The following is a 12,929-nucleotide window of genomic DNA, read 5'->3' on the forward strand; positions in this document are numbered from 1 at the left end:
TTCGTTTCCCAAGAGGACGATTAGAATGCTTGAAATCAAGAACCTGCACGCCCGCATCGCCGAAGACGGCACCGAGATCATCCGTGGCCTGAACCTCACCGTGAAGGCCGGCGAAGTGGCCGCCATCATGGGCCCGAACGGCTCCGGCAAGTCGACGCTCTCCTACATCCTCTCGGGCCGCGAAGACTACGAAGTCACCGAAGGCGACATCCTCTACAACGGCGAGAGCATCCTGGAGCTCGACGCTTCCGAGCGTGCGGCCAAGGGCATCTTCCTTGCCTTCCAATATCCGGTCGAAATCCCCGGCGTTGCCACCATGCAGTTCCTGAAGGTGGCGATGAACGAGCAGCGCAAGTACCGCGGCGAAGACGAACTGACGACGCCGGAATTCATGCGCCGCGTCAAGGAAGCCGCTGCCGAACTCAAGATCGCTCCGGAAATGCTGCGTCGCCCGCTGAACGTCGGCTTCTCCGGCGGTGAGAAGAAGCGCGCCGAAATCCTGCAGATGTCGCTGCTCGAGCCGAAGCTGTGCGTCCTCGACGAAACCGACTCCGGTCTCGACATCGACGCGCTGAAGATCGTTGCCGACGGCGTCAACGCGCTGCGTTGGCCGGACCGCGCGGTCGTCGTCATCACCCACTACCAGCGCCTGCTCGACTACATCGTGCCGGACAGCGTGCATGTGCTCTACAAGGGCCAGGTCATCAAGTCGGGCGACAAGACGCTGGCGCACGAACTCGAAGCCAACGGGTACGCGGACATCATCGAGGCCGCGGCCTGACGCCTGTTGAAGGAGTGTTCGAATGAATATGCAACAGGCAATCAAGATGACGGCAGCCGAGACGGCGCTCGTCGACGCCTACACCGCCCAGATCGGCGATCTGCCGGGTGACGGCTCGGTACTCTCGGTTCGCGACACGCTGGTGCACGAGCTGCGCACGGCTGGCCTTCCGACCCGCCGTGTCGAATCCTGGCACTACACGGACCTCAGAACGCTGCTGCGCGCCGTTCCCGCAGCCGATCCGACGGCTTTTGCCGATCGCGTCGACGCGCTGGTTCCGGGCTCGACGGTGCTTTCCGTGCGCAACGGCCAGGTGGATCTCAAGGGCAGCCTTCCGGAGGGTTTGACTGTCCGTTCCTACGTCGACAGCCTGCTCGACGGTTCGGCGGCAGCCGGTCTCGCGGTGCTCGGCTTTGATGACGCGATCGGCCGCATCAATGGCGGCCTCGTTCGCGGTGGTCTCGAAATCGACGTGGCCGCTGAAACGGCGCTCGAAGATCCGCTGGAAATCCAGCTGGTACAGAGCCTCGGCCAGGCGCATACGCGCTTCCCGGTGACCTTCGGTACCAACACCAAGGCAACGGTAATCGAGCGGCATCTGTCGACCAACGATGCCGAGAGCTTCGTCTCCTCGGTCGGTGACGTGACGCTTGCCGAAGGTGCGGACATCATCTGGATCATCCTGCAGCAGCAGGGTGCAGCCGATACCCATCTCGGCCAGATCCGCTTCGACCTTGGCAAGAACGCCAAGCTGCATCTCTTCGTGATCAACGCGGGCGGCAAGCTGGTGCGCCAGGAGATCCACGGCAAGACGAGCGGTGAGGGCGCCGACTTCAAACTGCGCGGCATCAACCTGCTTGGCGGTGAGACCCATACGGACGTGACCTTTACGCTCGGCCACAACGTGCCGCACACCACGTCGACGGAGATTATCCGCAACGTCGTGTTCGATCGGGCCAAGGGTGTGTTCCAGGGCAAGATCCTGGTTGCCAAGGACGCACAGAAGACCGACGCGAAGATGGCGTGCAACACGCTGCTTCTGTCCGACGACGCCGACCTGTCGGCCAAGCCGGAACTGGAGATCTTTGCTGACGACGTGCAGTGCGGCCACGGTGCGACGGTTGCCGATATCGACCACACGCAGCTCTTCTACCTGATGGCGCGCGGCGTTCCGGAAAACAAGGCGCGGGCCATGCTCGTCAATGCCTTCGTTGCCGAGATCGTCGAAGAGCTTGAAGACCACGAGGCGCTGGTCGAGGCACTGGAAGACGTCATCTCGACCTGGCTCGACAAGCACGCCTGACGGGCTCCTTGCGTAATTCCTTAAATCCGCAGCGATTTGAGGGTAAATTATGCAGCGGTTCAACATGTTGCAGTGCGCTTAGCGCGTCTTGAGGGACGCGCGGCGCTCCAGGGCAATTGGATTAAGAGACATGGAACACACTGTACCGGTGCCTGCCTACGACGTCGAAGCGATCCGCAAGGATTTCCCGATCCTGTCGAAAACCGTCTACGGTAAGCCGCTTGTCTATCTCGATAACGGCGCATCGGCACAGAAGCCGCAGGTCGTGATCGATGCGATCTCCCATGCCTATTCCAACGAATACGCCAACGTCCATCGCGGCCTGCATTTCCTGTCGAATGCCGCGACGGAAGCCTATGAGGCGGCGCGCGAAAAGGTGCGCCGCTTCCTCAATGCCCCGTCGGCCGAAAACATCATCTTCACCAAGTCCTCGACCGAAGCGATCAACACGGTCGCCTATGGCTACGGCATGCCGAAGCTCGGCGAGGGTGACGAGATCGTGCTGTCGATCATGGAACACCACTCCAACATCGTCCCTTGGCACTTCATCCGCGAGCGCCAGGGCGCCAAGCTGGTCTGGATTCCGGTCGACGATAACGGTGCCCTGCACGTCGAGGAATTCGTCAAGTGCCTGACGGACCGCACCAAGCTCATCGCCATCACCCATATGTCGAATGCGCTGGGCACGGTCGTTCCGGTCAAGGAAATCTGCCGCATCGCCCGCGAGCGTGGCATCCCGGTTTTGGTCGACGGCAGCCAGGGCGCGGTGCACATGCCGGTCGATGTCCAGGACATCGACTGCGACTGGTACGTGATGACCGGCCACAAGCTTTACGGCCCCTCCGGCGTCGGCGTGCTTTATGGCAAGATGGACCGACTGAAGGAGATGCGGCCGTTCCTCGGCGGCGGCGAGATGATCGAGGTGGTGACCGAGGATACCGTCACCTACAACGACCCGCCGCACCGCTTTGAAGCCGGCACGCCGCCGATCGTGCAGGCGATCGGGCTCGGCTACGCACTCGACTACATGGAAAAGCTCGGCCGCGCCGCGATCCAGGCGCATGAGGCGGACCTGACGGCCTATGCACGCGAGCGGCTTTCGGCGGTCAATTCGCTGAGGGTCTTCGGCGATGCGCCGGACAAGGGCAGCATCTTTGCCTTCGAGATCGCCGGCATCCATTCGCACGATGTGTCCATGGTGATCGACCGCGCCGGCGTCGCCGTTCGCGCCGGCACCCATTGCGCCCAGCCGCTCTTGAAACGCTTCGGCGTTACCTCCACATGCCGTGCGTCTTTCGGACTCTATAATACCAGGGCCGAAGTGGATGCGCTGGCGGATGCACTGGAACATGCACGCAAGTTCTTCGCCTGAGAACTTGAAAGTTGAAAATTTGCAAAAGGTTCAAAGAGTTCTTTTGATCTTCTGAACCAAAAGAGAAAGTCCAGGAGGCCGATATGAGCCTTGATGCTACGGAAGAAAAGGTCGATGTTCGCGAGGGCATCGTACATTCGGAAATCCCGGCCGAGGAACTGGCGCGGCTCAGCGACGACATCATCGCCGCGCTGAAGACCGTCTATGATCCGGAAATTCCGGCCGACATCTTCGAGCTTGGTCTCATCTACAAGATCGACATCGAAGACGACCGGATGGTCAAGATCGACATGACGCTGACCGCTCCGGGTTGCCCGGTGGCTGGCGAAATGCCCGGCTGGGTCGAGAATGCCGTCGGCGCGGTCGAAGGCGTATCGGGTGTTGAAGTCGCCATGACCTTCGATCCGCCGTGGACGCCGGACCGCATGTCCGAGGAGGCGCAGGTCGCCGTTGGCTGGTACTGAGCCGAACGCCCGCATATTGATCCGTTAAGGCACGGATACTACATTTGATTCTGTAAGGCGCCGGGCCTTTACCCCGGTGACGACAAGGAGAACGAGCCTATGGGCTTTGCCGTTATGAGCCTGACCGATGCCGCTGCCGACCGCGTGCGTTCGATCGTCGATGGCGCCGGAGCCGATGCCAAGGGCATTCGTGTCGGCATCAAGAAGGGCGGCTGCGCCGGAATGGAATATGCAGTCGACCTGGTGACCGAACCCAATCCCAAGGACGACCTGATCGAGCATCAGGGCGCCAGGGTCTGGATCGCGCCGGAGGCTGTGCTTTATCTGCTCGGCACGCAGATGGACTTCGAAATCACGACGCTGCGTTCCGGCTTTACCTTCAACAACCCGAACCAGACTTCAGCTTGCGGCTGCGGCGAATCGGTCGAGTTGAAGCCCGCCGACCTCGCGGCGCTCGCTGCGCAGGGCGATGCCGTGGTGCGCGCCAACTAAGTTTCTCCATTCCTTCAAGCGGATAGGTCGGCCCGGTTTTCGCCGGGCCTTTTTTCTGCTGAGATGCTTGGACGTGGAACAGGGGATAGGGCATGGCGGCGTTCAATGAGGATCTCGTCTTCAAGGCGCTCTACGAGACGTTTCCCGACCCAGTGATCATCATCGACGCCGAGCGCGTGATCCGCTCCGCAAACAACGCCGCCCTTCGCCAGTTCGGCTATTCGGCTGAGGAATTCATCGACCGTTCGGTACGGCTGATCTACGCCAACGATACGGAATACGGGAAGCGCCTGCGGAACCGGGCGGCCCGCGTGGACGAAACCGCCGCCCGGACCTCGAACTATCTCTATATCAGGCGCGACGGATCGACATTCTCCGGCCACCTTCGCACGACGCCTCTGCTCGACGATCAGGGCGAAGAGCTGGCGCTGATCGGCATCATTCGCGACGTTTCGGATCTGACAGAGGCCGTGGGCGAGCGGCAGAAGGCTTCCGAAATGCTGAACGCGGCACTGGAAGCCATGCCCGAGGGATTCGCGATCTTCGACCGGGAAGAACGGCTGGTCGTCTATAACAGGGCCTACCAGGCGATTTGCGGGCCGGCAGGTGCGGCGCTTGAGCCGGGCATCACCGCCGAGGAAATCCTGCTTCTGGCACGCCAGGGCGGCCACTATCCCGATGCCTTGCCAGGCACCCGCGAGGGCGACGAATGGATCGCTTCGCGCCTGCGCGATTTCCGCCATCCCGACGGTCGACCCAAAATCTACCGCTACGCCGATGACCGCTGGCTACGTGTGGAGAACATCAAGGCGAAGGACGGCAACACTGTCGTCGCGCGCGTCGATGTCACCGATCTCAAGCGCGCGGAACTCGCGCTCGAGCGCCAGCGGCAGGAACTGGAGCACAAGAACGAAGCGCTCGACCAGTTCACGGCGACTGTGTCCCATGACCTCAAGGCGCCGCTCAGACACATCTCCATGTTCTCCGAAATGATCGAAGACGATCTCGCGGCAGGAAACCAGATCGAACTTGCCGAGAATGCGCGCCATCTGCGTGACAGCGTGAGGCGCATGAACCGGGTGATCGACAGCCTGCTCGACTATGCGCAAATCGCGCACCGGATCAGCCATTGGACAGAGGTGCGGCTCGCGGACATCGTTGCCGAGACGCTGACCATTCTTGCCAGCGACGCACAGGAAGCACAGGCAACCTTCGAGGTTGGCGACCTGCCGCAGCTGGAAGGCGACCCGGAGCTTCTCCGCCGTCTGGTTCAGAACCTGGTCGGCAATGCGATCAAGTATCGGCACGCCGACCGCCAACCGGTGATCCGCATTCAAGGCGGCCTCGTCGACCAGATCGTCGAGTTTGTGGTCGAAGACAACGGCATCGGCATCGATCCGCGCTTTTCAGCCCGGATCTTCGAAGTGTTCCAGCGGCTGCACAAGGACGAGACTGTCTATGGCGGCACCGGTATCGGCCTTGCACTGGCCAAACGCATAGCTGAAAGTCACGAAGGCTCGATCCGACTTGACACGACCTTCCGCGAAGGCGCACGTTTCATCGTGCTTCTTCCGAGGCGGCTACGGAAGGCGAACTAGGACGAAACAGGTGGCCTCGACGCCAAAGCGAGTGCTCTTGGTGGAGGACGACGCGCACGACGCGCGCTTCGTTCTGCGTGCCTTCGCACAGGTCGACGAAACGATCGATCTGGTGCTGGCAGCAGACGCGGACAATGCGACCGAGCACCTTGCCCAAACGCATTTCGACTATGTGCTCCTGGATATCAAATTGCCCGGCAACGACGGCATCGAGCTTCTGCGGCGCATCCGCAGGGGACAGGCGACCGTTCTGATCCCGATCATCGTGCTGACCTCATCCAGCAATCCGACCGATGTGCTCCATTGTTATCGAGCCGGCGCCAATGCCTATGTGGCCAAGCCTGCGTCGGTCGCCGGCTACAGGCATTTTGCCGAGGCTTTCGTGCGATTCTGGATCGAGAACACCATCCTGCCTCCCGGAATGACCTCGCGTCGGTAACCATGTGCATCGCGTAATCGCCGGCGGAATGGCGCTGCGCACGCATATTTGTCGATCTTCGCGATTTTAGGAAATGATTCTGGATGAGATGGGCGCGGGATGCGCGCTGCCACGGCCGCGGATAAGCGCCGGGGAAACCGGCGGAGCGGGCGCCCCGCCGGTTCTTTGGACGTTACTCTGCCGCTTCCGCGTAGCTTTCCAGCGGCGGGCAGGTGCAGACGAGGTTGCGGTCGCCATAGACGTTGTCGACGCGGTTGACCGGCGACCAGTACTTGTCGACACGGAAGGCGCCCGGCGGGAAGCAGGCCTGCTCGCGCGAGTAGGGACGATCCCAATCGCCAACCAGGTCTTCGACCGTGTGCGGAGCGTTCTTCAGCGGGTTGTTGACCTTGTCCATACGACCTTCCTCGATCGCGCGGGCTTCCTCGCGGATCGCCAGCATCGCATCGCAGAAGCGGTCGATCTCGGCCTTGGTCTCCGACTCGGTCGGCTCGATCATCAGCGTGCCGGCAACCGGCCAGCTCATGGTCGGGGCGTGGAAGCCGCAGTCGATCAGCCGCTTGGCGACATCGTCGACGGTGACCCCGGCGCTTTCGACCAGCGGACGGGTGTCGATGATGCACTCATGCGCGACGCGGCCCCTGGACGACTTGTAGAGCACCTCATAGGCGCCCTTCAGGCGGGCAGCGATGTAGTTGGCGTTGAGGATCGCCACCTTCGTCGCCTGTGTCAGGCCTTCGCCACCCATCATCAGGCAGTAGCTCCAGGAGATCGGCAGGATCGAAGCCGAGCCGAATGGCGCCGCCGAAACCGCACCGTCATTGCCGTCGGTTTCCGGGTGACCGGGCAGGTAGGGTGCCAGATGCGCCTTGACGCCGATCGGACCCATGCCGGGACCGCCGCCGCCGTGCGGGATGCAGAAGGTCTTGTGCAGGTTCAGGTGGCTGACGTCGGAGCCGATGTCGCCGGGGCGGGCAAGGCCGACCATGGCGTTCATGTTGGCGCCGTCCATATAGACCTGGCCGCCGTGCTTGTGCACGATCTCGCAGACTTCGCGCACGTTCTCCTCGAACACGCCGTGCGTCGAGGGGTAGGTGATCATGCAGCACGACAGGTTTTCCGCGTACTGCTCGGCCTTCGCACGGAAATCGTCCATGTCGATGTCGCCGTTTTCGCTGACCTTGATGACGACCACCTTCATGCCGGCCATCTGGGCCGATGCAGGGTTGGTGCCGTGCGCCGAGGTCGGGATCAGGCAGACGTCGCGATGGGCGTTGCCCTGCGCCAGGTGGTATGCGCGGATCGTCAGCAGACCGGCATACTCGCCCTGTGCGCCGGAGTTCGGCTGCATCGAGATCGCGTCATAACCGGTGACGGCGCAGAGCTTCTCCGACAAATCCTCGATCATGTGCTGATAGCCAGCCGCCTGTTCCTTCGGCACGAAGGGATGGATCTCCGAGAATTCCGGCCAGGTGATCGGCAGCATTTCTGCGGTGGCGTTGAGCTTCATCGTGCAGGAGCCGAGCGGAATCATCGCCCGGTCGAGCGCAAGATCGCGGTCCGAAAGACGGCGGATATACCGCGTCATCTCGCTCTCGGCGCGGTTCATGTGGAAGATCGGGTGCATCAGGTATTCGCTGGTGCGCAGCAGCGGCTGCGGCAGGCGGTAACCCGGCTCGAACTCTTCCACCTTGAAGTCGCCACCGAAGGCGCGCCAGACGGCTTCGAGCGTGACGGGGCGCGAGCGCTCGTCGAGGCTGATGCCGATCTTGGTTTCGCCGATCTTGCGCAGGTTCACTTCCTCGGCGACCGCGGTCTTGAGGATGATGCCCTGCAGCTTGCCGACCTCGACGGTGATCGTATCGAAGAACACGTCGGGTTCGACGGTGTAGCCAAGCTTTTCAAGGCCCATGGCGAGACGCACGGTCTTCTGGTGAACGCTTTGGGCGATCGCCTTGATGCCCTTCGGTCCGTGGAAGACGGCGTACATCGACGCCATGACGGCGAGCAGAACCTGCGCGGTGCAGATGTTCGACGTCGCCTTTTCGCGGCGGATGTGCTGTTCGCGCGTCTGCAACGACAGGCGATAGGCACGGTTGCCACGGGCATCGACCGAAACGCCGACGAGACGGCCGGGCATGGAGCGCTTGTGCGCATCCTTGACGGCCATATAGGCCGCATGCGGTCCACCATAGCCGACCGGAACGCCGAAGCGCTGGGTGCAGCCGATGGCGATATCGGCGCCCATCTCGCCAGGAGACTTCAACAGGGCCAGCGCCAGCGGGTCGGCAGCGATGGTCGCGATCGCGCCGGTCTGGTGCAGGCGGGCAATCAGGCCGGTGAAATCGTTCACGTGGCCGTAGGTGCCCGGATACTGGAAGATCGCGCCAAAGACGTCGACCGGATCGAGATCGGTGAAGGGATTGCCGATGACGATCTGCCAGCCGAGCGGCTCGGCGCGGGTCTTCAGAAGTGCGATCGTCTGCGGATGGCAGTTCTCGTCGACAAAGAATGCCTTGGCCTTCGACTTCGAGACACGCTCTGCCATCGCCATGGCTTCAGCCGCAGCCGTCGCCTCATCGAGCAGCGAAGCATTGGCAACGTCGAGGCCGGTCAGGTCGCAGACCATGGTCTGGTAGTTGAGCAGCGCTTCGAGACGGCCCTGGCTGATTTCCGGCTGGTAGGGCGTATAGGCCGTGTACCAGGCGGGGTTTTCCAGGATGTTGCGCTGGATCACCGGCGGCGTGATGGTGCCGTAATAGCCCTGGCCGATCAGCGAAACGAGCTTCTGATTGCGATTGGCCGTTTCGCGCATCTTGTCGAGCGCTTCGCGCTCGGTCATCGGCGCGCCCCAGGCGAGCGGCGTCTTCTGGCGGATCGACGGCGGGACCGTGTCGTCGATGAGCGCGTCGAGCGTCGGATAACCGACGACCTTCAGCATCTCGTCCATCTCGGCCGGCGACGGGCCGATATGACGCCGATTGGCGAAATCATACGGCTTATAGTCCGTGAAGGTGAAATCCTTGGGCATGCTCATCAGGCGACGAGCTCCTTGTAGGCCGCTTCGTCGAGAAGGGCGTCGGCCGCGTTCGGATCGGCGAGCTTCAGCTTGAAGAACCAGGCAGCGCCCTGCGGATCGCTGTTGACGAGCGACGGATCGTCGACGATCGCCTGGTTGACTTCGACGATTTCGCCATCAAGCGGACAATAGACGTCGGATGCCGCCTTGACGGATTCAACGGTCGCCGCAGTGTCGCCCTTGGCGAAGGTGGAGCCGGTTTCCGGCAGTTCCACGAAGACGAGGTCGCCGAGCTGGCCGGCAGCATGTTCGGTGATGCCGACCGTTGCGACGCCAGCTTCGACCTTCAGCCACTCGTGTTCGTCGGTGAACTTCAACATTTGCGCTCTCTCCTGATCAGCGTTTGTAGGTTTGTTTGACAAAGGGCAGGGCGGCGACGACGACAGGCAGGTACTTGCCGCGCACTTCCGCAAATAGGGTGGTGCCGTTTTCGATATGGCCGGCGTCGACGTAGCCCATGGCAACGGGACCATCGACGGAAGGACCGAAACCGCCCGACGTCACCTGGCCGACCGGGGTCTTGCCCTCGGCATCGGCGAACAGGTTTGCCCCACCGCGAACCGGTGCGCGTCCCTCGGGCTTCAGCCCGACGCGACGACGCGAAGCGCCATCGGCGAACTGGCCGAGGATACGGTCGGCACCGGGGAAACCGCCTTCACGGGCGCCACCGGCGCGGCGCGCCTTCTGCATGGCCCATTCGAGCCCGGCTTCGACCGGGGTCGTGCTGGTGTCGATATCGTTGCCATAGAGACAAAGTCCGGCTTCCAGACGCAGCGAATCGCGGGCGCCGAGGCCGATCGGCTTCACATCAGGATGCTCCAGCAGGCGCTGTGTCACATCGACGGCGGAGGCAACGGGAATGGAAATCTCGAAGCCGTCTTCGCCGGTGTAGCCCGAGCGCGCGATAATGCAGGTCACGTCGTGCAGGTCGGCTTCTGCAACGTCCATGAAGCGCATGGCGGAGACATCAGCCCAGAGCTCACCAAGCACGGCTTCGGCGTGCGGGCCCTGAAGCGCGATCAGCGCGCGATCGTCGAGCAGCGTGACCTCGCAGGTGTCGGAAAGGCCCTTTTTCAGAAGCTCGAAGTCGGCGTCCTTACAGGCGGCGTTGACGACGAGGAAGAGATGATCGCCGCGATTGGTGATCATCAGGTCGTCGAGGATTCCGCCTTCGGTATTGGTGAAGAGGCCGTAGCGCTGGCGTCCTTCAGCGAGGCCCAGCACGTCCACCGGCACCAGCTTTTCGAGCGCCAGAGCCGCGTCCTCGATCTTGCCGGACTTCGGCCGGACGATGACCTGGCCCATGTGCGAGACATCGAAGAGGCCAGCGGCGACACGCGTGTGCTGGTGTTCCTTCATCACGCCATCAGGGTACTGCACCGGCATATCGTAACCGGCAAAGGGCACCATGCGCGCGCCCAGCGAAAGGTGCAGCGCATGCAGCGGCGTGTGTTTCAAATGAGGATTGTCTTCCAAATCCGGCCTCCAGGTCTGGCGCTCCCGCGCCGGCTCACACTTCCGGCGTCAATCGCCGTCGATTCGAGCCCCCTCTGTCCCTTTGCCTGAGATTGTTATCCCTTCGGCGAGCGTGAAAACGCTTCTCTCCAGAGTCCTACCGGCACCTTGCTGGTCCTTTGGCCTGAGAGTTTCCGGGGCGGTTGCTCCTTCGGCACCGGATTGAACCGGCTTCTCCCAACAAGATCGTCTCCAGATAACGGCGAAGGCGGGAGCTTGGCAAGAGGGCGGTGTCGCGCTGAAACACATTTTTGTCGCATGACCAAAAGACGCAGCCGACACCACTGCGGCAATTCTGCCTTTGCTTTCTTCTCCGGTTGAGGATAACCCAAAGCAGATACCAGAGCGGGGTGTGGAAAGGCATGTGCGTTTTCTGCCCGCGTGCCGCTCTAACCCACAAGAGTCGATCACGATGACAGGGCGCGAAGGCAGGTTCGGGATAGCGGTGCGGCTGATCGCCGTATTCGCGCTCGTGTTCCTGACTTTTGCCCACAAGCCGCTCGGCGCCAAGACGCTGACGCCGGCCGAGATCGCCGCCTATCAACTGCCTGACGGTTCGATCGCCGAAATCTGCTTCGGCATGGACGGTGTCGACCACCAAAGCGGCAAGGGCCAGTCGATGGCCCCGGTCTGTGAAGCCTGCCGTCTCTCGGGCTCGGTCCTCCTGCCGGTTCCGCCGGTGGAGAGCGTGCGCGCCGAGGCGGGCACATGGCTCGTTTCTCCGCTCCTTGGAGAAAACGACGCTGCACATCAGCATCTGCGCCTGCTGCCGCCTTCTCGCGGGCCGCCCGTGCGTTCGTAATCCTCCTCTCGCATCCCATTCAATGCGCCGCCGTCAAGCGGCTTGGACCACCGAAACCGGGCAAAGTCCCGCGCGTGGTCAGGAGATTACGACATGACAAAGACCAGGATCGCGTCGCTTTCGCTCGGACTTACCCTTGCCGCAAGCGGCATTGCTCACGCGCACGCCACGTTCGAAAACGACACGGCGCCGGTTGAGAGCACCTTCAAGGCGGTGCTGCAGGTACCGCATGGCTGCGACGGCAAGCCGACGACAGAAGTACAGATAAAGTTGCCGGAAGGGTTTGTCCTCGCCCAGCCGCAGCCGAAGCCCGGCTGGGAAATCGAAATCATCAAGGGCGACTACAAGAAGGCCTACGACAATCACGGCAAGCAGGTCACGTCCGGCCCGGCGGAAATCCGCTGGAAGGGCGGCAGCTTGCCGGACGAATACTACGACACCTTCGTCGTCCGCGGCAAAGTCTCGGGCTTCGACAAGGAGACGGTACTTGCCTTCCCGACCACGCAGCTTTGCGGAACCGAAGGCAAGGTCGTCTGGGACCAGGTTGCCGCCGAGGGTCAGAACGCGCATGACCTGAAGAGCCCGGCGCCGACCGTGACGGTCACGATGGCCGACGCCGAAGATCCGCATGCCGGTCATGGAGGACATATGGCGGGCGCCGACGGATCGGCGAAACTCGGCGACCTCKAGATCTCCGGCGGCTCGGTGAAGGCCATGCTGCCCGGCGCCAAGGTCGGTGGCGGCTTCCTGACCATCAAGAATGGCGGCTCAAGCGAAGATCGGCTCGTCGCCGTCGAAAGCCCTGCGGCCGCACGCGTCGAGATCCACGAGATGAAAATGGAAAACGACGTGATGAAGATGCGCAAGCTGGATGACGGCGTTGCGCTGCCGGCCGGAGAGACGATCGAGCTCAAGGCCGGCGGCCTGCATCTGATGTTCATGGACGTGAAGACGTCCTTCAAGGAAGGCGATGCCGTTCCCGTCACGCTCGTCTTCGAGAAGGCAGGCAAAGTCGATGCGGCGTTCCCGGTCGGCTCGGCCAAGGGCGGCGAGGCGACCGGCGGCCACAAGCATCATTGATCAT

Annotated in this window: 12 protein-coding genes and 1 riboswitch; of the genes, 9 read left to right on the forward strand and 3 right to left on the reverse strand. The window is 62.4% G+C overall.

What is annotated here, in order from left to right:
• Positions 1-25 precede the first annotated feature (25 nt).
• From sufC to AB4Z53_RS14380, 7 genes are all read left to right on the forward strand, one after another.
• The gene (gene sufC, locus AB4Z53_RS14350; RefSeq protein ID WP_441596395.1) at positions 26-781 is read left to right on the forward strand and encodes a Fe-S cluster assembly ATPase SufC; all 756 of its coding nucleotides are present in this window, start codon (positions 26-28) and stop codon (positions 779-781) included.
• Positions 782-803: 22 nt separating this feature from the next.
• On the forward strand, positions 804-2,084 hold the full coding sequence (sufD, locus tag AB4Z53_RS14355) for a Fe-S cluster assembly protein SufD (protein WP_441596396.1): 1,281 nt from the start codon (positions 804-806) through the stop codon (positions 2,082-2,084).
• 130 nt (positions 2,085-2,214) lie between these two features.
• Positions 2,215-3,456 carry a cysteine desulfurase gene (locus AB4Z53_RS14360; protein ID WP_113540006.1) on the forward strand — a complete coding sequence of 414 codons (1,242 nt, stop codon included), beginning with the start codon at positions 2,215-2,217 and terminating at the stop codon, positions 3,454-3,456.
• Positions 3,457-3,539: 83 nt separating this feature from the next.
• On the forward strand, positions 3,540-3,920 hold the full coding sequence (locus tag AB4Z53_RS14365; protein ID WP_113540005.1) for an SUF system Fe-S cluster assembly protein: 381 nt from the start codon (positions 3,540-3,542) through the stop codon (positions 3,918-3,920).
• 99 nt (positions 3,921-4,019) lie between these two features.
• Positions 4,020-4,412 (forward strand): Fe-S cluster assembly scaffold SufA, encoded by a 393-nt coding sequence (gene sufA / locus AB4Z53_RS14370; RefSeq protein ID WP_441596397.1) that lies wholly within the window; start codon positions 4,020-4,022, stop codon positions 4,410-4,412.
• A gap of 92 nt (positions 4,413-4,504) precedes the next feature.
• Positions 4,505-6,010, forward strand: coding sequence for a sensor histidine kinase (locus AB4Z53_RS14375; protein ID WP_291154931.1), 1,506 nt, complete (start codon positions 4,505-4,507; stop codon positions 6,008-6,010).
• Between the two features lie 10 nt (positions 6,011-6,020).
• Entirely contained in the window at positions 6,021-6,449 is a 429-nt protein-coding gene (locus AB4Z53_RS14380) for a response regulator (RefSeq protein WP_441596398.1), read from the forward strand.
• A gap of 172 nt (positions 6,450-6,621) precedes the next feature.
• On the opposite strand, the gene gcvP is transcribed toward AB4Z53_RS14380, so the two are convergent.
• Genes gcvP through gcvT form a run of 3 tightly spaced genes read right to left on the reverse strand, consistent with a single transcriptional unit; the run spans position 6,622 to position 11,004 of the window.
• Positions 6,622-9,486: an aminomethyl-transferring glycine dehydrogenase gene (gcvP, locus tag AB4Z53_RS14385; RefSeq protein WP_113540001.1), complete on the reverse strand. Its 2,865-nt coding sequence runs from the start codon at positions 9,484-9,486 to the stop codon at positions 6,622-6,624.
• Positions 9,486-9,848, reverse strand: coding sequence for a glycine cleavage system protein GcvH (gene gcvH, locus AB4Z53_RS14390; protein WP_025427112.1), 363 nt, complete (start codon positions 9,846-9,848; stop codon positions 9,486-9,488). The genes gcvP and gcvH overlap by 1 nt, the downstream gene beginning before the upstream one ends.
• Before the next feature lie 16 nt (positions 9,849-9,864).
• Entirely contained in the window at positions 9,865-11,004 is a 1,140-nt protein-coding gene (gene gcvT / locus AB4Z53_RS14395) for a glycine cleavage system aminomethyltransferase GcvT (RefSeq protein ID WP_113540000.1), read from the reverse strand.
• A 141-nt stretch (positions 11,005-11,145) separates the two neighbouring features.
• A riboswitch (glycine riboswitch) is annotated at positions 11,146-11,233 on the reverse strand.
• 222 nt (positions 11,234-11,455) lie between these two features.
• Between gcvT and AB4Z53_RS14400 the strand changes: the two genes are divergently transcribed.
• Both AB4Z53_RS14400 and AB4Z53_RS14405 read left to right on the forward strand, forming a co-directional pair.
• Positions 11,456-11,845, forward strand: coding sequence for a hypothetical protein (locus AB4Z53_RS14400; protein WP_113539999.1), 390 nt, complete (start codon positions 11,456-11,458; stop codon positions 11,843-11,845).
• 93 nt (positions 11,846-11,938) lie between these two features.
• On the forward strand, positions 11,939-12,925 hold the full coding sequence (locus AB4Z53_RS14405; RefSeq protein WP_441596399.1) for a DUF1775 domain-containing protein: 987 nt from the start codon (positions 11,939-11,941) through the stop codon (positions 12,923-12,925).
• Positions 12,926-12,929: the final 4 nt, after the last annotated feature.

The sequence above is a fragment of the Ensifer sp. 2TAB8 genome (assembly GCF_052115125.1).
Lineage (GTDB): Bacteria > Pseudomonadota > Alphaproteobacteria > Rhizobiales > Rhizobiaceae > Ensifer.